Genomic DNA, 19,251 nt, shown 5'->3' with positions numbered 1-19,251 from the left:
CGCCGGCTCGCTATTCCCCGGCCAGCTTGCGGTCGAACTGGAAGCGCCAGCGGGTATACAGCAGGGCGGCGCAGAACAGGATCAGACTGAGCAGGGTTTCCAGCCCGCCGAACAATTGGCGTGCCGGGTCGATGGCGGCGGTCACGCCCTGGATGAAGTAGAGGTTCACCACGAAGCAGGTCCAGGCATGCGCGCGTGCACTGCCGAGCAGCAGGCCGGGGGCGAGCAAGGCCAGGGGCAGCAACTGGATACCGATGACCACCCAGGGACGGGCGCCGTGCAGGTCGGCGAAGCCCAGGTTCCAGGCCGCGAGCAGGCTGGCCAGGGCGAGGAAACTGGCGAGGGTCAGGCTACGGCTGAGCTTCAGGCGCGGAGTCAGCCATTCCAGGCTGGGCAGCGGTTTCGCTTTCCTAGCCACGATCGCCCTCCAGGCGCCGGGCGGTTTCCGCCAGGCGCCTGCCGAGGGCGCGGCAGAGCGCGGTTTCATGCTCGTCGAGGGGACGCTTGCCGTCGCCGGCGTGATGGCTGGCGCCGTAGGGGGTGCCGCCGCCCCTGGTTTCGAGCAGCGCCGCTTCGCTGTAGGGCAGGCCGCAGATCAGCATGCCGTGGTGCAGCAAGGGCAGCAGCATCGACAGCAGGGTGGTTTCCTGGCCGCCGTGCAGGCTGGCGGTGGAAGTGAACACGGCGGCCGGCTTGCCGATCAGTTCGCCGGTCAGCCACAAGCCGCTGGTGCCGTCGAGGAAGTATTTCAACGGGGCGGCCATGTTGCCGAAGCGGGTCGGGCTGCCGAGCGCCAGTCCGGCGCAGTGGCGCAGATCGTCCAGGCTGGCGTAGAGCGCGCCCTCGGCGGGAATGCTCGGAGCCTGCGCCTCGCACTCGGCGGATACCGCCGGTACCGTGCGCAGGCGCGCCTCGAGCCCGCCGGACTCGACGCCGCGGGCGATCTGCCGGGCCATTTCGGCGGTAGCGCCGTGGCGACTGTAGTACAGCACCAGGATGTAGGCATCGCTCACGGCAGGATCTCCAGGACTTTTTCCGGTGGCCGGCCGATCACCGCACGTTCGCCGACCACCAGGATCGGCCGCTCGATTAGCCGGGGATGGGCAACCATGGCTGCGATCAGTCGCTCCTCGTCCAGCGCGGGATCGGCCAGCTTCAGCGTCTTGTATTCCTCTTCGCCGGTACGCAGCAACTGGCGGGCCGGGATGCCGAGCTTGCCGAGCAGTTCCCTGAGCTCCTCGGCGCCGGGCGGGGTTTCCAGGTAGCGCACCACCTTCGGTTGCAGGCCGCGAGCCTCGAGCAATTCCAGCGCGCCGCGGGACTTGGAGCAGCGCGGGTTGTGATAGAGCGTCAGATCGGTCATGGGCGGATCGCATCCAGCGGGGTGGGGCCGCTATTCTAACCGCCTCGGCGCATGGAGGAACCCTGTGCCCGTCTTCGTTCACAGTAAGGTGAGGGCATGCGTCAACGTTTCGTCGACAGTCTGGATTTCTGGCGTTATCTGTTCGAGCGCTTTCTGGCCGACCAAGGCCCGAAGAGTGCGGCGGCGCTGACCTATACCGCGTTGTTCGCGGTGGTGCCGATCATGACCCTGATCTTCGTCGTGCTGTCGGTCGTTCCGGATTTCCAGGGCATAGGCGAACAGATCCAGGGCTTCATCTTTCGCAATTTCGTCCCTTCCAGCGGCGCCGTGCTGCAGGATTACCTGAGAACCTTCATCGAGCAGGCGCGGCATCTGACCTGGCTCGGCGTCGGGGTGCTGATGGTCACCGCGCTGCTCATGCTGATGACCGTCGAGCACACCTTCAACACCATCTGGCGTGTGCGCCGGCCGCGCCGTGGCCTGTCCAGCTTCCTGCTGCACTGGGCCATTCTCAGCCTGGGGCCGCTGTTGCTGGGCACGGGGTTCGCCCTGAGCACCTATATCACGTCCCTGTCCCTGGTCTCCGATCCCTATGCCCTGGCCGGAGCGCGGATGCTGCTGAAAGTCATGCCGTTGCTGTTCAGCACGGCGGCCTTCACCCTGCTGTACGTGGCGGTGCCCAACACCGCAGTGCCGTTGCGCCATGCATTGCTGGGCGGGCTGTTCGCCGCCGTGCTGTTCGAGGCGGCCAAGGGGCTGTTCGGTCTCTATGTCGCCCTGTTTCCCACCTATCAACTGATCTACGGGGCCTTTGCCGCCGTGCCGCTGTTCCTGCTGTGGATGTATCTGAGCTGGATGATCGTGCTGCTGGGAGCCGAACTGGTTTGCAACCTGTCCGCTTCCCGGCGCTGGCGGCGCAATCCGCTGCCGCGCCTGCTGGTGCTGCTGGGGGTGCTGAGGGTGTTCCATCAGAGCCAGCAGTCCGGCCAGGCGGTTCGCCAGCCCGACCTGCAGCGCGCCGGCTGGGCGCTGCCCGATTCGGTCTGGGACGAGATGCTCGATTTTCTCGAGCGGGAGCAACTGATCTGTCGCGTCAGCGACGGTGGCTGGGTGCTCTGCCGGGATCTGAACCGTTACAGCCTGGAGTCGCTGCTGAGTCGCTCGCCCTGGCCGCTGCCGCATCTCGATCAGCTTCCCGAGAGCCTCGACGAGCCCTGGTTCCCCGCCTTGCGCAGCGCTCTGGAGCGGCTTCAGCGGGAGCGCGCGGCGTTGTTCGGCGACAGCCTGGCGAATTGGTTGCAGCCGCCCCTGTCCGAGCCCTGAGCGGTGGCCCGGACCGGTTATATTTGTGGAACGGTCCATTGTCGGCGATGCTGTGTGCGGCGGGCGGTTCGCCGATCACGAGTCATGGTGGAGGGAGCCTTGTATGAGAGGGCGAACGGGGATTGTCCTGGCGCTGGCCGCCGGGCTGGCGCTGGCCGGTTGCAGCGAGGACTGGGGCGTCGACCAGCATGGGCGTCCGGTCGCGGCGGAACAACTGGAAGGTCAGTGGTTGGTGATCAACTATTGGGCGGAATGGTGCTCGCCCTGCCGTAGCGAGATTCCCCAGTTGAACGCCCTGGCCGAGCAGCTCCAGGGGCGCGGCGTGCGTGTCGTGGGGGTGAATTTCGACGGTCTGCAGGGGGGCGAGCTGGCGCGCGCCAGCGAGGCGCTGGGCATTCGTTTCGGCGTGCTGGCCCAGGACCCGGCCGAGCGCCTGAAGCTGCCGCCGGGCGAGGTGTTGCCGGTCACTTACATCGTCGATGCCCAGGGCCGTCTGCGCGAGCGGCTGCTCGGCGAGCAGAATGCGGTCGGTCTGGCGGCCCGCCTGCAGACATTGCGTGGCGGGGGTTCCTGAAGTGGCGCGTATCGGCTTGCGCGCCCTGGTCAGCGGCAGGGTACAGGGCGTGTGTTATCGGCAGGGCACGGCGCTGCAGGCCGAGCGCCTGGCGCTGGCGGGCTGGGTGCGGAATCTCGCCGACGGGCGGGTCGAGGCCTGGGTCGAGGGCGAGGAGGCGGCTGTGCGCGAACTGGCCGAGTGGCTATGGCGTGGTCCCGAACAGGCCCGGGTCGAGGGAGTGGAGCTGGAGGAGGTGGGCCTGCAGGGATTCTCGGAATTCCGCGTGCGGCGCTGAGTGGCCCTGCGTCACTCGACATGCCGGTAGTCGTGCCACAGGTCGATCCCCCTGAATGAGTAGCGGGCTTGCCCCTGGCTGCCGTTGTAGCGGTTCAGACAGGTCGACATGTCCAGCAGTCGGACCTCCGCCTCGAAGCTGTTCGTCTCGGCGACCGTGTGCTGCCGCAGGGGGCGCAGCTCCGGCGCCGGCGGCAGGCTGGCGACGGCCGGCGAAGACAGGGCGAGCAGGAGGGGCGCCGGAGCTGTGTACGGCCCTCTCAGTCCTCGGCGGGAACCAGTGCCTGGCGGCCGGCCTTCCTACGCAGGTCGTCGAGAAACTCCCGCTGCAGCTCCGGATCGTGGCGGGTCAGCTCGATCAGGCTCTGTTCCAGTTCGCTGGCCTCCTCTTCGAAGCCGAGTTCGGCGAGCCGCTTGACCCGGCGCACCCATTGCCCGACCTCGTCGCTTTCGAGATCGGCATAGACCAGGTCGTGGGCCTCGCGCAGCTTGCCGCCCAGGCTGCGGCTGATCGGCAGGACGGCCTCCGTGCGGGTGCCGTCCTGGAGGTCCTCGACGCTCAGTTGCAGCCGGGCGACACGGGCATCCTGCAGGGTGAAGGGACTGTCGAGCAGGTTCAGGTGCAGGACGCCGCGGCGATCGGTGGTCAGTTCGTAGGTCCGTGCCCCGGCCCTGACCGATACCGGGCGTTCAGCCCAGGGCAGGCTGGAGTATTCCGTGCGTTCGTCCTTCAGTTGTTCGTCCCGGCGTGCCAGGTTCTGCTGGGCGCGGCCGTTGGATTCGACGTTCATCGCCGGGTTGAGGCCGGCGAAGCCGTAGTCGATCCAGCCTTTGGTGGCGAGATCGGGCACATTGCCGAGGGCGACCACGTTGAGCACGTTGGCGGCGACTCCGGCCAGCACCGCCACTGCCCCCAGGGGGACCTCGTAGAGTTCCCGCCAGGGCTGGTAGGGGGTGTAGCGGTCGTAACGGCGGATCACCTCGAACTCGCGAATCTCGAAGGTCCGCTGGTCGTGGATGCGGATGTGCCGCTGCGGCAGTTCCAGCATGGCTGGCTCGCCGAGTTCGATCTGCAGATTGTGGCTCAGGAGCGTGCGTTCGACGCGTTCTTCGTGCTCGCTGCGCTGGGGCAACTGGTTGGCGCAGCCGGCGAGCAGAAGGGCGCCGCAGAGCGCGGCGCCGAGGCGCAGGGAGTTTCGGGTGGGCATGGTGTGGAGTCAGCGGCCGATGCGGTTGCCGAGAAAGGTGATGAGGTCGGCGGCCGGGATGGCCTGGACTTCGGTCTCGCGGCGGCCCTTGTATTCCAGGGTACCCTCGGCCAGGCCGCGCTCGCTCACCACGATGCGATGCGGAATGCCGATCAGTTCCATGTCGGCGAACTTGACCCCGGGACTGGTCTTCTTGTCGCGATCGTCGAGCAGCACCTCGTAGCCGGCGGCGACCAACTCGGCATAGAGGCGGTCGGTGGCTTCCCTGACTGCGGCGCTCTCGTACTTCATCGGCACCAGGGCGATCTGGAACGGCGCCAGCGCCTGCGGCCAGAGGATGCCGCGCTCGTCGTAGTTCTGCTCGATGGCTGCGGCTACCACGCGCGATACGCCGATGCCGTAGCAGCCCATGATCAGGGTCACCGGCTTGCCGTTCTCGCCGAGCACCTTGCAGTTCATCGCTTCGCTGTATTTGGTGCCGAGCTGGAAGATGTGGCCGACCTCGATGCCGCGCTTGATCACCAGGCTTCCCTGGCCGTCCGGGCTCGGGTCGCCTTCCACGACGTTGCGCAGGTCGGCGACCTGCGGCAGCGGCAGATCGCGCTCCCAGTTGAGGCCGAAATAGTGCTTGCCGTCGAGGTTGGCACCGGCGGCGAAGTCGCTCAGCAGGGTCACCGAACGGTCGACGATCGCCGGAATCGGCAGGTTCAGCGGACCGAGGGAGCCGGGGCCGGCACCGATCGCCGCGCGGATCTCGGCTTCCGAGGCGAATGCCAGGGGGCTGGCGACCTGCTCCAGATTGGCGGCCTTGATCTCGTTCAATTCGTGGTCGCCGCGCACGATGAGGGCGACCAGTCGGCCCTCCTCGGCACCCTGCACCACCAGGGTCTTGATGGTCTTCTCGACGGGCAGGCCGAACTGCCGGACCAACTCGTCGATGGTCCTGGCATCGGGGGTGTCGACCAGGCGCAGTTCCTCGCTGGCGGCGGCGCGCGCTTTTTCCCGCGGAATGGCTTCGGCCTTCTCGATGTTGGCGGCGTAGTCGGAGCTGTCGCTGAAGGCGATGTCGTCCTCGCCGGATGCGGCCAGCACGTGGAACTCGTGGGAGCCGGTGCCGCCGATGGAGCCGGTGTCGGCCTGCACAGGGCGGAATTCGAGGCCCAGGCGGCTGAAGATGTTGCAGTAGGCCTGGTGCATGCGGTCGTAGGTTTCCTGCAGCGACTCCTGGGTCAGGTGGAAGGAATAGGCATCCTTCATCAGGAATTCGCGGCCGCGCATCAGGCCGAAGCGCGGACGGATCTCGTCGCGGAACTTGGTCTGGATCTGGTAGAAGTTGATCGGCAACTGCTTGTAGCTGTTCAACTCGTTGCGCGCCAGATCGGTGATGACCTCCTCGTGGGTCGGACCGACGCAGAACTCGCGGGCGTGGCGGTCCCTGATGCGCAGCAACTCGGGACCGTACTGCTCCCAGCGTCCGGACTCCTGCCACAGCTCGGCCGGCTGGATGGCCGGCATCAGCACTTCCAGGGCGCCGGCCTTGTCCATCTCCTCGCGGACGATCGCCTCGGCCTTGCGCAGGGCGCGCAACCCCAGCGGCAGCCAGGTATAGAGACCGGAGGCCAGCTTGCGGATCATCCCGGCGCGCAGCATCAGTTGGTGACTGATCACCACGGCATCGGAGGGGGTTTCCTTGAGGGTCGAGAGCAGATACTGACTGGTGCGCATGTTGGGCCGTTCTGTCCGTTGCGGAGGGCGGAAATAAGTGGCGGGCATTGTACGGCGGTGGATGGGACGCGTACAGGATCGGCGGGGCCGGGCGGGCTGCGCGGGGTCGATTAACCATATATAATCCCCCGCTTTGCCGCGGGCGAGGCTCGTGGCGTCGTCGTTCCCATGAGTGGAGTATCCGATGCCTATCTATGAGTATCAGTGCGCTGCCTGTGGTCATCAGCTGGAAACCATCCAGAAGTTCAGCGATGCGCCGCTGACCGATTGTCCGAACTGCCAGGCGCCCGAGTTGGAGAAGCTGCTTTCCGTGCCCGGTTTCCGTCTCAAGGGCGGCGGCTGGTACGAAACCGACTTCAAGACCGGCGCGAAGAAGAACCTCGCCGGCGGCGACAACGCGCCCGCCTGCGCGGGCAGCGGTTGCGGCGGTGCCTGCGCGACGGCCGAATGAACGGCTCCACCCGAATCCAAGAATCGAGAGAAGAAACACCATCATGATGCGCAGCCACTATTGCGGCCAACTGAACGAAAGCCTGGAAGGCCAGGAAGTCACCCTTTGCGGCTGGGTACACCGTCGCCGCGACCATGGCGGGGTGATCTTTCTCGACATCCGCGACCGCGAAGGCTTGGCCCAGGTGGTGTTCGATCCGGATCGCGCGGAAACCTTCGCCAAGGCCGACCGGGTGCGTAGCGAGTACGTGGTCAGGATCACCGGCAAGGTGCGCCCGCGCCCTGCCGGCGCGGTCAACCCGAACATGGCCAGCGGCGCCATCGAGGTGCTGGGCTACGAGCTGGACGTGCTGAACCAGGCCGAGACCCCGCCGTTCCCGCTGGACGAGTACAGCGACGTCGGCGAGGAGACCCGCCTGCGTTATCGCTTCATCGACCTGCGCCGTCCGGAGATGGCAGCCAAGCTGAAGCTGCGCTCGAGCATCACCTCGAGCATCCGGCGCTACCTGGACGAGAACGGCTTTCTCGACGTCGAGACGCCGATTCTCACCCGCGCCACGCCGGAGGGCGCGCGCGACTACCTGGTGCCGAGCCGCACCCACGCCGGCAGCTTCTTCGCCCTGCCGCAGTCGCCGCAACTGTTCAAGCAACTGCTGATGGTCGCCGGCTTCGATCGCTACTACCAGATCGCCAAGTGTTTCCGCGACGAGGACCTGCGTGCCGACCGCCAGCCGGAGTTCACCCAGATCGACATCGAGACCAGCTTCCTCGACGAAGCGGACATCATGGGCATCACCGAGAACATGATCCGCAAGCTGTTCAAGGAGGTACTGGATGTCGAGTTCGGCGAACTCCCGCACATGACCTTCGAGGAGGCCATGCGCCGCTACGGCTCCGACAAGCCGGACCTGCGCATCCCGCTGGAGCTGGTGGATGTCGCCGATCAGCTCAAGGCCGTCGAGTTCAAGGTGTTCTCGGGGCCGGCCAACGATCCGAAGGGCCGTGTCGCCGCCCTGCGCGTACCGGGCGCGGCAAGCATGCCGCGCAGCCAGATCGACGACTACACCAGGTTCGTCGGCATCTACGGCGCCAAGGGCCTGGCCTACATCAAGGTCAACGAGCGCGCCAAGGGCGTCGAGGGTCTGCAGTCGCCGATCGTCAAGTTCATCCCGAAGGAGAATCTCGACGTCATCCTCGACCGCGTCGGCGCCGTCGATGGCGACATCGTGTTCTTCGGCGCGGACAAGGCCAAAATCGTCTCCGAGGCGCTCGGCGCCCTGCGCATCCGCCTCGGACACGACCTCAAGCTGCTCACCTGCGAATGGGCGCCGCTGTGGGTGGTGGACTTCCCGATGTTCGAGGAGAACGACGACGGCTCGCTCTCCGCGCTGCACCACCCGTTCACCGCACCCAAGTGCACTCCCGAGGAGCTCGCGGCCAATCCGGCCGTGGCCCTGTCGCGGGCTTACGACATGGTGCTCAACGGCACCGAACTGGGCGGCGGCTCGATCCGTATCCATCGCAAGGAGATGCAGCAGGCGGTGTTCCGCATCCTCGGCATCGACGAAGCCGAGCAGCAGGAGAAGTTCGGCTTCCTGCTCGATGCGCTGAAGTACGGCGCGCCGCCGCACGGCGGCCTGGCCTTCGGTCTGGACCGTCTGGTGATGCTGATGACCGGCGCCAGCTCGATTCGCGAAGTCATCGCCTTCCCGAAAACCCAGAGCGCCGCCTGCGTCATGACCCAGGCACCCGGCGCGGTGGACGCCAAGGCGCTGCGCGAACTGCACATCCGCCTGCGCGAGCAGCCGAAGGCCGAGTAACCCGTCGCCACGCGAGCGGGCCGGCCGGCGAGCGGGGCCGTTCCTGCAAGAGCAGATAGATTAGAGATACGGAGTGAGTTATGGCTGGTCATTCCAAATGGGCCAACATCAAGCACCGCAAGGAGCGTCAGGACGCCAAGCGGGGCAAGATCTTCACCAAGCTGATCCGCGAGCTGACCGTCGCCGCCAAGCACGGCGGCGGCAACCCGGCGGACAATCCCCGGCTGCGCCTGGCGATGGACAAGGCCCTGACCGCCAACATGACCCGCGATACCATCGATCGCGCCATCGCCCGCGGCGCCGGCACCAGCGAAGCCGACAACATGGCCGAGCTGAGCTACGAGGGCTACGCGCCGAGCGGTGTGGCGATCATCGTCGAGGCCCTGACCGACAACCGCAACCGTACCGCTGCCGAAGTACGCCATGCCTTCAGCAAGTGCGGTGGCAACCTGGGTACCGACGGTTCGGTGGCCTATATGTTCGATCGCAAGGGCCAGATCAGCTTCGCTCCGGGGGTCAACGAGGACGCCCTGATGGAAGCGGCCCTGGAGGCCGGTGCCGACGACGTGGTCGGCAATGACGATGGCTCGGTGGACGTGTTCACCAGCTTCGCCGACTTCCACACGGTCAACGAGGCGCTGGTCGCCGCTGGCTTCAAAGGCGACGAGGCCGAGGTGGCGATGATTCCGTCGATCACCGCGCCGATCGCCGATCTGGAAACCGCACAGAAGGTGATGAAGCTGATCGACATGCTGGAAGACCTGGACGACGTGCAGAACGTCTACCACAACGCCGAGATTCCCGACGAGATCATGGAGCAGCTCGACTGACGACGGGCATGCGGCCCGGGGGCGGAGTCTCCTGCCGGTGTCGGGCCTTTTTCCCATGACGCTCATCCTGGGTATCGATCCCGGCTCGCGGATCACCGGCTTCGGTGTGGTACGCGACGGCGGGCGTGGCTGCGAATACATCGCTTCCGGTTGCATCCGTACCGGCAGTGGTTCCCTGCCCGAGCGCCTGCAGGCGGTGTATCGTGGCGTGACCGAAATCATCCGCAGCCACGGTCCGGTGACCATGGGCATCGAGCAGGTATTCATGGCGCGCAATGCCGATTCCGCCCTGAAGCTCGGCCAGGCGCGCGGCGCGGCGATCGTCGCGGCGGCGGAGGCGGGGCTGGAGATCGCCGAGTACACCGCCACCCAGGTCAAGCAGGCCATCGTCGGCAGCGGCGGGGCGGACAAGCGACAAGTACAGATGATGGTGATGCACTTGCTCCGGCTGGTGCAGAAGCCGCAGATCGACGCTTCCGATGCCCTGGCTATCGCCTTGTGTCACGCTCACCACCGGCAGAGCCTGATTCCCCACGGCCTGGATGGCGCCAGGCGGCGGGGCGGGCGTTTGCGTTTGTGAACGAGGAGTGCGGATCTTGATCGGACGTTTGCGCGGTATCCTGGTGGAAAAGCAGCCGCCGCACCTGCTCGTGGAGGCCAATGGCGTCGGCTACGAGGTCGAGGTGCCGATGACCACCCTCTATCGCCTGCCGTCGCTGAACGAGCCGGTTACCTTGCACACCCACCTGGTGGTGCGCGAGGATGCCCACCTGCTCTACGGTTTCTGCGAAAGGCGCGAGCGGGAACTGTTTCGCGAGCTGATCCGCCTCAACGGGGTCGGCCCCAAGCTGGCGCTGGCGCTGATGTCCAGCCTGGAGCTGGACGAGCTGGTGCGCTGCGTGCAGGCTGGCGATATCAAGGCGCTGACCCGGGTGCCCGGGGTCGGCAAGAAGACCGCCGAGCGCCTGCTGATCGAGCTGAAGGACCGCTTCAAGGCTTGGGAAAGTCTGCCGACCGTCGCCTCGCTGACCCTGGAGTCCAATCCCGATATCGGCATCGCCAGCGCGGAAAGCGATGCCTTGAGCGCGCTGGTCGCCCTCGGCTTCAAGCCCCAGGAGGCCAGCCGCGCGGTCGCCGCCGTACAGGAGGAAGGTTTGAGCAGCGAGGAGCTGATTCGCCGGGCATTGCGGGGGATGGCCTAAGTGATCGAAGCCGATCGTCTGATCACCGCGACTGGCCAGGATCGCGAGGAGCAACAGGACCGGGCCATTCGCCCATTGCGGCTGGCCGAGTACATCGGCCAGCCCGTCGTCCGCGAGCAGATGGAGCTGTTCATCCAGGCGGCCAGGGGGCGCCGCGAAGCGCTCGACCACACGCTGATCTTCGGGCCGCCGGGGTTGGGCAAGACCACTCTGGCCAACATCATCGCCCAGGAGATGGGCGTGTCGCTGAAAAGCACTTCGGGCCCGGTACTGGAGCGTCCGGGCGATCTCGCCGCACTGCTGACCAACCTGGAGTCCGGCGATGTGCTGTTCGTCGACGAGATCCACCGTCTCTCGCCCGTGGTCGAGGAGGTGCTCTATCCGGCCATGGAGGACTTCCAGCTCGATATCATGATCGGCGAAGGGCCGGCCGCTCGCTCGATCAAGCTCGATCTGCCGCCTTTCACCCTGGTCGGCGCCACCACCCGTGCCGGCATGCTGACCAATCCGTTGCGCGACCGCTTCGGCATCGTGCAGCGACTGGAGTTCTATTCGGTGGCCGACCTGACGACCATCGTCGGCCGTTCCGCCGCCATTCTCGGCCTGCCGACCGATGCCGAGGGTGCCTTCGAGATCGCCCGTCGTGCCCGCGGCACGCCGCGCATCGCCAATCGTCTGCTGCGTCGGGTGCGCGATTTCGCCCAGGTGCGCGGAGAGGGACGGATCACCCGGCAGATCGCCGATCTGGCGCTGAACCTGCTGGATGTCGACGAGCACGGCCTCGATCACCAGGACCGGCGCCTGCTGCTGACCCTGATCGAGAAGTTCGATGGCGGTCCGGTCGGCGTGGACAGCCTGGCTGCGGCGATCAGCGAGGAGCGTCATACCATCGAGGACGTCCTCGAGCCCTACCTCATCCAGCAGGGTTACATGATGCGTACCCCGCGCGGGCGGGTAGTCACGCGCCACGCCTACCTGCACTTCGGCCTGAACCTGCCTGCCCGGATGGAGGCAACGATGGCCGATCCGCTCGCCGATGCGCCGGCTGACGGCGAATGAGGGAGAAATTGTTTTTCCGTCCGATTGGCAACTTCGAGAGCTGGCACTAGAGTATGCGCGCGCAAAGCGGAGTATCGCCGTTCATCCATCGCTGTCGGGTGTACTACGAAGACACCGACGCCGGCGGCATCGTCTACTACGTCAATTACCTCAAATTCATGGAGCGGGCCCGCACCGAGCGGCTGCGTGCGCTGGGTTTCGCCCAGTCCCGGCTGGCGGAAGGCGAGAGCCTGCTGTTCGTCGTGCACTCCAGCGAAGCGCGCTATTTCGCGCCGGCACGGCTGGACGACGAACTGCTGGTGAGTGCCGAGGTATGCGAGCTGAACCGTGCCAGCCTGCGCTTTCATCAGCAGGTCCGACGCGCCGCGGATGATGCGTTGCTCTGCGAGGGGCGGGTTCTGGTGGCCTGTGTACGCGCCGATAGTTTGAAACCCCGGGCCATTCCCGAAGCGCTGCGGGTCGCCTTGGCGAACCCGGGTCTACCTTCAGCAGGAGAGTAAGCGTGGAAGCCAACGCCGTTGACCATATGTCCATGTGGAGCCTGATCAGCAACGCCAGCCTGGTGGTGCAACTGGTCATGCTCGTCCTGGTGGCCGCCTCGGTCACTTCGTGGATCATGATTTTCCAGCGCGGCAACATGCTGCGTGCCGCCAGGAGATCCCTGGACAGCTTCGAGGAACGCTTCTGGTCGGGTATCGACCTGGCCAAGCTCTATCGCCAGGCGGGCAGCGAGCCGGATCCGGACTCCGGACTGGAGCGGATCTTTCGTGCCGGCTTCAAGGAGTTCTCCCGCCTCTGCCAGCAGTCCGGGGTCGTGCCGGATGCGGTCATGGATGGGGTTGCCCGTTCCATGCGGGTGGCGATTTCCCGCGAGGAGGAAAAGCTCGAGCAGAGCCTGCCGTTCCTCGCCACCGTGGGCTCCACCAGCCCCTATATCGGCCTGTTCGGTACCGTGTGGGGGATCATGAACTCCTTCCGCGGCTTGGCCCAGGTGCAGCAGGCGACGCTCTCCACCGTGGCGCCGGGGATCGCCGAGGCGCTGATCGCCACCGCCATCGGCCTGTTCGCCGCGATTCCGGCGGTGATCGCCTACAACCGCTTCTCCGCGCGCGGCGAACTGCTGATCGCCCGCTACTACACCTTCGCCGACGAGTTCCAGGCAATCCTGCATCGCAAGGTGCACACTTCGGACGCATGAGGCCCCAGCTGATGGCGAGAATCCGCAACAGGCGCAAGCCGGTCGCCGAGATGAACGTGGTGCCCTACATCGATGTGATGCTGGTGCTGCTGGTGATCTTCATGGTGACCGCCCCGATGCTCAACCAGGGCGTCAAGGTCGATCTGCCCAAGGTGTCCAGCGATGTGCTGCCGCAGGACAACAACGCGCGGGTACTGACCATCTCCGTCAAGGCCGACAAAAGCTACTACTGGAACATGGGCAGCGAGGTGGACACCGAAACCGTTCAGGATACCGCCCTGAAACTGGACGAGTTGGTCGATTCGGTGAGCAAGATCATTGCCCAGGCCCGCAGCCAGGGTAAGCAGGTGCAGGTCTTCGTGCGCGGTGACAAGTCCGTCGACTACGGGGCGGTCATGGCCCTGATGGGAGGGCTGCAAGGGGCCGACGTAGGCAATGTCGGGCTGATCACCGAGGCTCCCTGATGCAACGGCGCGAGCGCTCTCCCTCGGAAAGTTATTTCTGGCCGGCCGTGCTGGCGGTCGGTCTGCACCTGCTCGTCTTCGCCATGCTGTTCGTCAGCTTCTCCATGGCGCCGGAAATGCCGCCGGCCAGACCGATCATCCAGGCCACGCTCTACCAGATGAAGTCGCAAAGCCAGGCGACTACCCAGACCAACCAGAAAATCGCCGGAGAGGCGAAGAAGACCGCTGCTCGCCAATATGAGGTCGAGCAGATGGAGCAGAAGAAGAACGAACAGCAGGTGGCCATGGCCAAGGCGGCGGAACAAAGGAAAGCCGAGGAGGCTCGAAGGGCGGAAGCGGATAAGCGGGCCGCCGAAGAGGCGTCCAGGCAGAAGGCCAGCGAAGAGGCGAAGAAGGCTGCCGAAGAAACGGCCAGGCAGAAGGCGGCCGAAGAGGCGAAGAAGGCAGTCGAGGCTGCCGCCAAGCAGAAGACCGCTGAAGACGCGAAGAAGGCCGCCGAGGAAGTCGCCAAGCAGAAGGCCGCCGAAGACGCGAAGAAAAAGGTCGCCGCGGAGGCGGCCAAGCAGAAGGCTGCCGAAGAGGCGAAGAAAAAGTCCACCGAGGAGGCAGCGAGGCAGAAGGCCGCCGAGGAAGCGAAGAAAAAGGCCGCCGAGGAAGCGGCCAAGCAGAAGGCTGCCGAAGAGGCGAAGAAGAAAGCTGCCGAGGCAGCGGCCAAGCAGAAGGCCGCCGAAGACGCGAAGAAGGCCGCCCAGGAGGCTGCCAAGCAGAAGGCTGCCGAGGAAGCGAAGAAAAAGGCCGCCGAGGAAGTGGCCAAGCAGAAGGCCGCCGAAGAGGCGAAGAAGAAAGCTGCCGAGGAGGCGGCCAAGCAGAAAGCGGCCGAAGAGGCGAAGAAGAAGGCCGCTGAAGACGCGAAGAAAAAGGCCGCCGAGGAGGCCAAGAAGAAAGCCGCCGCCGAAGCCGCGCGCAAGGCCGCCGAAGACAAGAAGGCCCAGGCTCTGGCCGAGCTGCTGTCCGACAACACGGAGCGGCAGCAGGCGCTGGCCGAGAGCCGGGGCAATCAGGTCGCCGGCAGCTTCGATGACCTGATCGTCAGTCTGGTCAGCCAGCAATGGCGCAGGCCGCCATCGGCCCGCAATGGAATGAGCGTGGAGGTGCTGATCCAGATGTTGCCGGATGGCACCATAACCAGCGCTCGGGTAACCCGTTCCAGTGGGGATGCGCCTTTCGACAACTCAGCCGTCGCCGCGGTACGCAACGTGGGCAGAATCCCTGAGTTGCAGCAATTGGATCGCGCCACTTTCGATCGGAACTATCGACAGCGGCGCATGATTTTCAAACCTGAGGATTTGGATCTGTGAATACCCTGATTCGTCTCGCCCTGTTCGGATTGGCCTTGTTGGCCGGCATTGCCCAGGCGGCCGATCCGTTGGTGGTGACCAGCGGTACCGCGCGTGCCACGCCTATCGCCGTGGTGCCCTTCGGTTGGCAGGGCGGTAGCGTGATGAGCGACGACATGGCCGAGATCGTCGGCAACGACCTGCGCAATTCGGGTGTCTTCGAGCCGATTCCCCGGCAGAACATGATCAGCCAGCCGACCGGCCCGGGCGAGATCATCTATCGCGACTGGAATGCATTGGGTGCCCAGTATGTGCTGGTCGGCAACATAGTTCCTGCCGGCGGGCGCCTGCAGGTGCAGTATGCGCTGATGAACGTGGCCACCGAGCAGCAGGTGCTGGCCGGCTCCGTCAGCGGCAGTGGCGACCAGGTACGCGACATGGCCCACTATATCGCCGACCAGGCGTTCGAGAAGCTCACCGGCATCAAGGGAGCCTTTTCCACCCGACTGCTCTATGTCACCGCCGAGCGCATGGGCGGCGGCACCCGCTATACCTTGCAACGAGCCGACTACGACGGTGCTCGGGCCGTGATCCTGTTGCAATCCCGCGAGCCGATCCTGTCGCCGCGCTTTGCGCCCGATGGCCGACGCATCGCCTATGTTTCCTTCGAGCAGAAGCGTCCGCGCATCTTCATTCAGCATATCGATACCGGTCGCCGCGAACAGATCACCAATTTCGAAGGACTCAACGGTGCGCCGGCCTTCTCGCCGGATGGTTCCCGCCTGGCCTTCGTGCTGTCCAAGGACGGCAATCCGGAAATCTACGTGATGAACCTGGCCAGCCGGCAGTTGCAGCGGGTCACCAACCACTTCGGCATAGATACCGAGCCTTTCTGGGGCGCCGATGGCCAGACGCTCTATTTCACCTCCGACCGGGCCGGCAAGCCGCAGATCTATCGGCAGACCATCGGTGGAGGGGCGGAGCGGGTGAGCTTCGTGGGTAACTACAATGCCAACCCGAAACTGTCGGCCGACGAGAAGACCCTGGTGATGATCCACCGGCAGGATGGCTACACCAACTTCAAGGTGGCGGCCCAGGACCTCCAACGTGGTACTCTGCGGGTATTGTCGGACACCAGTCTGGACGAGTCGCCCACTGTCGCGCCCAATGGCACCATGCTAATCTACGCCACCCGTCATCAGGGAAGGGGAGTCTTGATGCTCGCCTCGATCAACGGCAGGGTCAGGCTCCCGCTTCCTACCGCGCAAGGCGAGGTTCGCGAGCCGTCTTGGTCTCCCTACCTGAAGTGATAGCAAATTCCAAACCAACAACCTTACACAACACCTGAGCTTCCTTTAGGAGTTCCATCATGCAAATGCTGAAATTCGGTAAATTCGCTGCACTGGCTCTGGCCATGGCGGTTGCCGTTGGCTGTTCTTCCAAGGGCGGCGACGCTTCCGGGGAAGGCGCTGACGCCAATGGCGGCGTTGATCCGAATGCAGGCTACGGCGCCAATACCTCTGGCTACGGTTCCGGTTCCGGTTCTTCTTACGATAGTGGCATGGGTAGCGACGAAGCTGCGCTGCGCGCAATCACCACGTTCTACTTCGAATACGACAGTTCCGATCTGAAGCCGGAAGCCATGCGCGCCCTGGATGTGCATGCTCGCGATCTGAAGGGTAATGGTGCCCGCGTCGTGCTGGAAGGCCATACCGACGAGCGTGGCACCCGAGAGTACAACATGGCTCTGGGTGAGCGCCGCGCCAAGGCCGTCCAGCGCTATCTGGTACTGCAGGGCGTCTCTCCGGCCCAGTTGGAACTGGTTTCCTACGGTGAGGAGCGTCCCGTCGCCGGTGGTGCCGACGAGCAGTCCTGGGCTCAGAACCGTCGCGTCGAACTGCGCAAGTAATTCGCCATGAACCAGTACCGCCGCATCATCTCCCTGTTGGCGCTCGGCCTGCCGCTTGCGGCTTGGGCCGGGGTTCCCGTTGTGGATAATTCCGCCGGTTACGGTTATGCCAGTAACGGTTACCCACAGAAGATACAGGATGCGAGCGGTGCGTATGCCGGGGGGGCGATGACTACACCGACCTCGGCACAGGGCGAGCTGTTCCTGCAATTGCAGCAGTTGCAGGACGAAGTGTCGCGTCTGCGCGGCATGGTCGAGGAGCAGCAGTACGAGATCCGCCAGTTGAAGCAGGAAAGCCTGGATCGCTACAAGGAACTCGACGGCCGTTTGTCAGGGGGGGCAGGCTCTCCTTCCCCGCAGCAGGCTCCTGCTGGCGCTGTCGGGGCTGCCAGCGCAGCCTCTGTTCCGCCTGCGGCCGGCCAAGTTCCGGCGAGCAGTGGGCCGGCCGATCCGGAAAAGGAAAAGCTGTATTACGACGCAGCTTTCGACCTGATCAAGACCAAGGATTTCGAGAAGGCCAGCCAGGCGTTCACGGCCTTCCTGCACAAATATCCCAACAGTCAGTATGCTGGCAATGCGCAGTATTGGTTGGGTGAAGTGAATCTGGCCAAGGGCGATCTACAGGGAGCCGGCCAGGCTTTCGCACGGGTCAGCCAGAACTATCCGAAGCATTCCAAGGTGCCCGACTCTCTGTACAAGCTGGCGGACGTCGAACGCCGCCTGGGCAATACGGAGAAGGCGAAATCAGCCTTGCAGCAGGTCATCGCCCAGTATCCCGGCACTTCGGCAGCCCAGTTGGCTCAGCGCGATCTGCAGACCATGCGCTGAGTTCCTCCGCGAGACCCGCGCTTGGCGCGGTTTTTTTCGTTAGAATTCACACCCTGTTTCCCGCAACGGAGGCGGATGGCCTGTTTCGCCGTCACGCCCGTGGCTCATATGCAAGAAACCCTGCGAATTACCGAAATCTTCCACTCGTTGCAGGGGGAGACGCGTACTGCCGGCTTGCCGACGGTATTCGTGCGCCTCACTGGCTGTCCCCTGCGCTGTGGCTATTGCGACACGGCCTACGCTTTCAGTGGCGGGGCGGTCCTACCCCTGTCCGTGATTCTCGAACGCGTGGCCAGCTATGGCCCACGCTATGTATGCGTCACCGGCGGTGAACCCTTGGCTCAGCCGAATAGCATCGAACTTCTGCGTCTGCTGTGCGATGCCGGTTATGAAGTCTCCCTGGAGACCAGTGGGGCCTTCGACATTTCAGCTGTGGACTGCCGAGTGAGTCGGGTGCTCGATCTGAAAACCCCGGACTCGGGAGAGGTCGCCCGCAATCGCTATGCGAACATGACCCTGCTGACGCGCAACGACCAGATGAAATTCGTGCTGTGCTCCCGCCAGGACTATGAGTGGGCAGTTTCCAAGCTGATCGAATATCGACTGGACGAGCGTGTCGGGGAGGTACTGTTCTCGCCCAGTCACGGCCAACTGGAAGGACGGGAACTGGCGGACTGGATCGTCGCCGACAACCTGCCGGTTCGCCTGCAGCTGCAGTTGCACAAGATCCTCTGGAACGATGCCCGGGGGCGCTGAGCGATCCGTTTCGTCAGCCGATTTTTGCCGGTCCTGCAAGTCCTAGCGAGGCGATACGAATGAACGAGAAAAAAGCGGTCATCCTGCTGTCCGGCGGTCTCGATTCCGCTACCGTGGCTGCTCTGGCCAAGACCGAGGGCTATGCCTGCTACAGCATGAGCTTCGATTATGGCCAGCGTCACCGAGCCGAGTTGAGGGCCGCCGAACGGGTGGCCCGGCAACTCGGTATGGTGGAGCACAAGGTGATCGGGCTGGATCTGGGCGGAATCGGCGGGTCGGCACTGACCGATCCTGCCATTGCGGTACCGGAATCCCCTTGCGAGGGCATCCCGGTCACCTATGTGCCGGCGCGCAATACGGTGTTTCTCGCGCTGGCGCTGGGCTGGGCCGAGGTGTTGGGTGCACGAGACATCTTCATTGGCGTCAACGCGGTGGACTACTCCGGCTATCCGGATTGCCGCCCTGCATTCATCGAGGCGTTCGAGCGGATGGCCAATCTGGCGACCAAGGCTGGGGTGGAAGGGCAGGGCTTCCGTATCCGGGCTCCTTTGCAGAACCTTGGCAAAGACGAAATCATTCGCGCCGGTTTGCGCCATGGAGTCGATTATGGATTGACTGTGTCCTGCTATCAGGCCGACGAGGAGGGGCGTGCCTGTGGCCGATGCGATTCCTGTCGCTTGCGGGCGGCTGGCTTTGCTACAGCAGGCGTTACCGATCCCACGCGCTATGGGTGAGCTTTATCGGATTTAGGTGTTGAAATTCTGAGATAAATCAGTATCATGCGTTCCGCGTTGGGTCGTTAGCTCAGTCGGTAGAGCAGTTGGCTTTTAACCAATTGGTCGTAGGTTCGAATCCTACACGACCCACCATTTCTATTCGGCATGGTTATACGTGATCGGATTGGGAAGAGGGCTCACCGGCCAGTTTTC

Annotated in this window: 23 protein-coding genes and 1 tRNA gene; 19 read left to right on the top strand and 5 right to left on the bottom strand. The window is 64.7% G+C overall.

The window, feature by feature from the left end; translation table 11 throughout:
* Positions 1-10: 10 nt before the first annotated feature.
* The 3 genes from AVCA_RS16765 to arsC are packed head-to-tail and all read right to left on the bottom strand — an operon-like array spanning position 11 to position 1,363.
* The gene (locus tag AVCA_RS16765) at positions 11-418 is read right to left on the bottom strand and encodes a DUF2069 domain-containing protein (RefSeq protein ID WP_012702205.1); all 408 of its coding nucleotides are present in this window, start codon (positions 416-418) and stop codon (positions 11-13) included.
* The gene (gene wrbA / locus AVCA_RS16760) at positions 411-1,013 is read right to left on the bottom strand and encodes an NAD(P)H:quinone oxidoreductase (protein ID WP_012702204.1); all 603 of its coding nucleotides are present in this window, start codon (positions 1,011-1,013) and stop codon (positions 411-413) included. The genes AVCA_RS16765 and wrbA overlap by 8 nt, the downstream gene beginning before the upstream one ends.
* On the bottom strand, positions 1,010-1,363 hold the full coding sequence (arsC, locus tag AVCA_RS16755) for an arsenate reductase (glutaredoxin) (RefSeq protein WP_012702203.1): 354 nt from the start codon (positions 1,361-1,363) through the stop codon (positions 1,010-1,012). The genes wrbA and arsC overlap by 4 nt, the downstream gene beginning before the upstream one ends.
* Before the next feature lie 96 nt (positions 1,364-1,459).
* Here arsC and AVCA_RS16750 point away from each other — a divergent pair, with 96 nt between their 5' ends.
* The 3 genes from AVCA_RS16750 (at position 1,460) to AVCA_RS16740 (ending at position 3,537) form a co-directional block, all read left to right on the top strand.
* Complete coding sequence (locus tag AVCA_RS16750) at positions 1,460-2,686, top strand: YihY family inner membrane protein (RefSeq protein ID WP_012702202.1); 1,227 nt, start codon at positions 1,460-1,462, stop codon at positions 2,684-2,686.
* Positions 2,687-2,789: 103 nt separating this feature from the next.
* Complete coding sequence (locus tag AVCA_RS16745; RefSeq protein ID WP_012702201.1) at positions 2,790-3,260, top strand: TlpA disulfide reductase family protein; 471 nt, start codon at positions 2,790-2,792, stop codon at positions 3,258-3,260.
* Between the two features lies 1 nt (position 3,261).
* Entirely contained in the window at positions 3,262-3,537 is a 276-nt protein-coding gene (locus AVCA_RS16740; protein ID WP_012702200.1) for an acylphosphatase, read from the top strand.
* Between the two features lie 259 nt (positions 3,538-3,796).
* On the opposite strand, the gene AVCA_RS16735 is transcribed toward AVCA_RS16740, so the two are convergent.
* On the bottom strand, positions 3,797-4,744 hold the full coding sequence (locus tag AVCA_RS16735; protein ID WP_012702198.1) for a hypothetical protein: 948 nt from the start codon (positions 4,742-4,744) through the stop codon (positions 3,797-3,799).
* Positions 4,745-4,753: 9 nt separating this feature from the next.
* Positions 4,754-6,469 carry a proline--tRNA ligase gene (locus tag AVCA_RS16730; protein WP_012702197.1) on the bottom strand — a complete coding sequence of 572 codons (1,716 nt, stop codon included), beginning with the start codon at positions 6,467-6,469 and terminating at the stop codon, positions 4,754-4,756.
* Positions 6,470-6,653: 184 nt separating this feature from the next.
* On the opposite strand from AVCA_RS16730, the gene AVCA_RS16725 reads away from it, so the two are divergent.
* From AVCA_RS16725 to AVCA_RS16650, 16 genes are all read left to right on the top strand, one after another.
* Positions 6,654-6,920: an FmdB family zinc ribbon protein gene (locus tag AVCA_RS16725; RefSeq protein ID WP_012702196.1), complete on the top strand. Its 267-nt coding sequence runs from the start codon at positions 6,654-6,656 to the stop codon at positions 6,918-6,920.
* A 43-nt stretch (positions 6,921-6,963) separates the two neighbouring features.
* Positions 6,964-8,739 carry an aspartate--tRNA ligase gene (gene aspS, locus AVCA_RS16720; protein ID WP_012702195.1) on the top strand — a complete coding sequence of 592 codons (1,776 nt, stop codon included), beginning with the start codon at positions 6,964-6,966 and terminating at the stop codon, positions 8,737-8,739.
* 80 nt (positions 8,740-8,819) lie between these two features.
* Complete coding sequence (locus AVCA_RS16715) at positions 8,820-9,569, top strand: YebC/PmpR family DNA-binding transcriptional regulator (RefSeq protein WP_012702194.1); 750 nt, start codon at positions 8,820-8,822, stop codon at positions 9,567-9,569.
* Positions 9,570-9,624: 55 nt separating this feature from the next.
* Positions 9,625-10,149 carry a crossover junction endodeoxyribonuclease RuvC gene (gene ruvC / locus AVCA_RS16710; protein ID WP_012702193.1) on the top strand — a complete coding sequence of 175 codons (525 nt, stop codon included), beginning with the start codon at positions 9,625-9,627 and terminating at the stop codon, positions 10,147-10,149.
* A gap of 16 nt (positions 10,150-10,165) precedes the next feature.
* Complete coding sequence (gene ruvA / locus AVCA_RS16705) at positions 10,166-10,771, top strand: Holliday junction branch migration protein RuvA (RefSeq protein ID WP_041807352.1); 606 nt, start codon at positions 10,166-10,168, stop codon at positions 10,769-10,771.
* A complete protein-coding gene (gene ruvB / locus AVCA_RS16700; RefSeq protein WP_012702191.1) occupies positions 10,772-11,830 on the top strand; it encodes a Holliday junction branch migration DNA helicase RuvB in 1,059 nt (352 codons plus the stop codon).
* Positions 11,831-11,883: 53 nt separating this feature from the next.
* A complete protein-coding gene (gene ybgC / locus AVCA_RS16695; protein WP_012702190.1) occupies positions 11,884-12,330 on the top strand; it encodes a tol-pal system-associated acyl-CoA thioesterase in 447 nt (148 codons plus the stop codon).
* 2 nt (positions 12,331-12,332) lie between these two features.
* Positions 12,333-13,028: a protein TolQ gene (tolQ, locus tag AVCA_RS16690; protein ID WP_012702189.1), complete on the top strand. Its 696-nt coding sequence runs from the start codon at positions 12,333-12,335 to the stop codon at positions 13,026-13,028.
* 11 nt (positions 13,029-13,039) lie between these two features.
* Positions 13,040-13,492: a protein TolR gene (gene tolR, locus AVCA_RS16685; RefSeq protein WP_012702188.1), complete on the top strand. Its 453-nt coding sequence runs from the start codon at positions 13,040-13,042 to the stop codon at positions 13,490-13,492.
* Positions 13,492-14,850 (top strand): cell envelope integrity protein TolA, encoded by a 1,359-nt coding sequence (gene tolA, locus AVCA_RS16680; protein WP_012702187.1) that lies wholly within the window; start codon positions 13,492-13,494, stop codon positions 14,848-14,850. Before tolR ends, tolA begins: the two co-directional genes overlap by 1 nt.
* Entirely contained in the window at positions 14,847-16,139 is a 1,293-nt protein-coding gene (gene tolB, locus AVCA_RS16675; RefSeq protein WP_012702186.1) for a Tol-Pal system beta propeller repeat protein TolB, read from the top strand. Before tolA ends, tolB begins: the two co-directional genes overlap by 4 nt.
* A gap of 59 nt (positions 16,140-16,198) precedes the next feature.
* Complete coding sequence (pal, locus tag AVCA_RS16670) at positions 16,199-16,738, top strand: peptidoglycan-associated lipoprotein Pal (RefSeq protein WP_012702185.1); 540 nt, start codon at positions 16,199-16,201, stop codon at positions 16,736-16,738.
* Positions 16,739-16,744: 6 nt separating this feature from the next.
* Complete coding sequence (gene ybgF / locus AVCA_RS16665; protein ID WP_012702184.1) at positions 16,745-17,566, top strand: tol-pal system protein YbgF; 822 nt, start codon at positions 16,745-16,747, stop codon at positions 17,564-17,566.
* Between the two features lie 108 nt (positions 17,567-17,674).
* Positions 17,675-18,322: a 7-carboxy-7-deazaguanine synthase QueE gene (queE, locus tag AVCA_RS16660; RefSeq protein WP_085930876.1), complete on the top strand. Its 648-nt coding sequence runs from the start codon at positions 17,675-17,677 to the stop codon at positions 18,320-18,322.
* 59 nt (positions 18,323-18,381) lie between these two features.
* Positions 18,382-19,056: a 7-cyano-7-deazaguanine synthase QueC gene (queC, locus tag AVCA_RS16655; RefSeq protein WP_012702182.1), complete on the top strand. Its 675-nt coding sequence runs from the start codon at positions 18,382-18,384 to the stop codon at positions 19,054-19,056.
* 59 nt (positions 19,057-19,115) lie between these two features.
* Positions 19,116-19,191, top strand: a tRNA-Lys gene (locus AVCA_RS16650).
* Positions 19,192-19,251: the final 60 nt, after the last annotated feature.

The organism is Azotobacter vinelandii CA (assembly GCF_000380335.1).
Taxonomy (GTDB): domain Bacteria; phylum Pseudomonadota; class Gammaproteobacteria; order Pseudomonadales; family Pseudomonadaceae; genus Azotobacter; species Azotobacter vinelandii.
Note: the sequence above shows the minus strand (reverse complement) of the source record. Positions and strands in the feature narration are given on the sequence as shown.

Coding starts and splice junctions, on each gene's coding strand:
- arsC (WP_012702203.1), bottom strand. CDS start 1,363: ATGACCGATCTGACGCTCTATCACAACCCGCGCTGCTCCAAGTCCCGC.
- AVCA_RS16750 (WP_012702202.1), top strand. CDS start 1,460: ATGCGTCAACGTTTCGTCGACAGTCTGGATTTCTGGCGTTATCTGTTC.
- AVCA_RS16745 (WP_012702201.1), top strand. CDS start 2,790: ATGAGAGGGCGAACGGGGATTGTCCTGGCGCTGGCCGCCGGGCTGGCG.
- AVCA_RS16735 (WP_012702198.1), bottom strand. CDS start 4,744: ATGCCCACCCGAAACTCCCTGCGCCTCGGCGCCGCGCTCTGCGGCGCC.
- AVCA_RS16730 (WP_012702197.1), bottom strand. CDS start 6,469: ATGCGCACCAGTCAGTATCTGCTCTCGACCCTCAAGGAAACCCCCTCC.
- AVCA_RS16725 (WP_012702196.1), top strand. CDS start 6,654: ATGCCTATCTATGAGTATCAGTGCGCTGCCTGTGGTCATCAGCTGGAA.
- aspS (WP_012702195.1), top strand. CDS start 6,964: ATGATGCGCAGCCACTATTGCGGCCAACTGAACGAAAGCCTGGAAGGC.
- AVCA_RS16715 (WP_012702194.1), top strand. CDS start 8,820: ATGGCTGGTCATTCCAAATGGGCCAACATCAAGCACCGCAAGGAGCGT.
- ruvC (WP_012702193.1), top strand. CDS start 9,625: ATGACGCTCATCCTGGGTATCGATCCCGGCTCGCGGATCACCGGCTTC.
- ybgC (WP_012702190.1), top strand. CDS start 11,884: ATGCGCGCGCAAAGCGGAGTATCGCCGTTCATCCATCGCTGTCGGGTG.
- tolR (WP_012702188.1), top strand. CDS start 13,040: ATGGCGAGAATCCGCAACAGGCGCAAGCCGGTCGCCGAGATGAACGTG.
- tolA (WP_012702187.1), top strand. CDS start 13,492: ATGCAACGGCGCGAGCGCTCTCCCTCGGAAAGTTATTTCTGGCCGGCC.
- pal (WP_012702185.1), top strand. CDS start 16,199: ATGCAAATGCTGAAATTCGGTAAATTCGCTGCACTGGCTCTGGCCATG.
- ybgF (WP_012702184.1), top strand. CDS start 16,745: ATGAACCAGTACCGCCGCATCATCTCCCTGTTGGCGCTCGGCCTGCCG.
- queE (WP_085930876.1), top strand. CDS start 17,675: ATGCAAGAAACCCTGCGAATTACCGAAATCTTCCACTCGTTGCAGGGG.
- queC (WP_012702182.1), top strand. CDS start 18,382: ATGAACGAGAAAAAAGCGGTCATCCTGCTGTCCGGCGGTCTCGATTCC.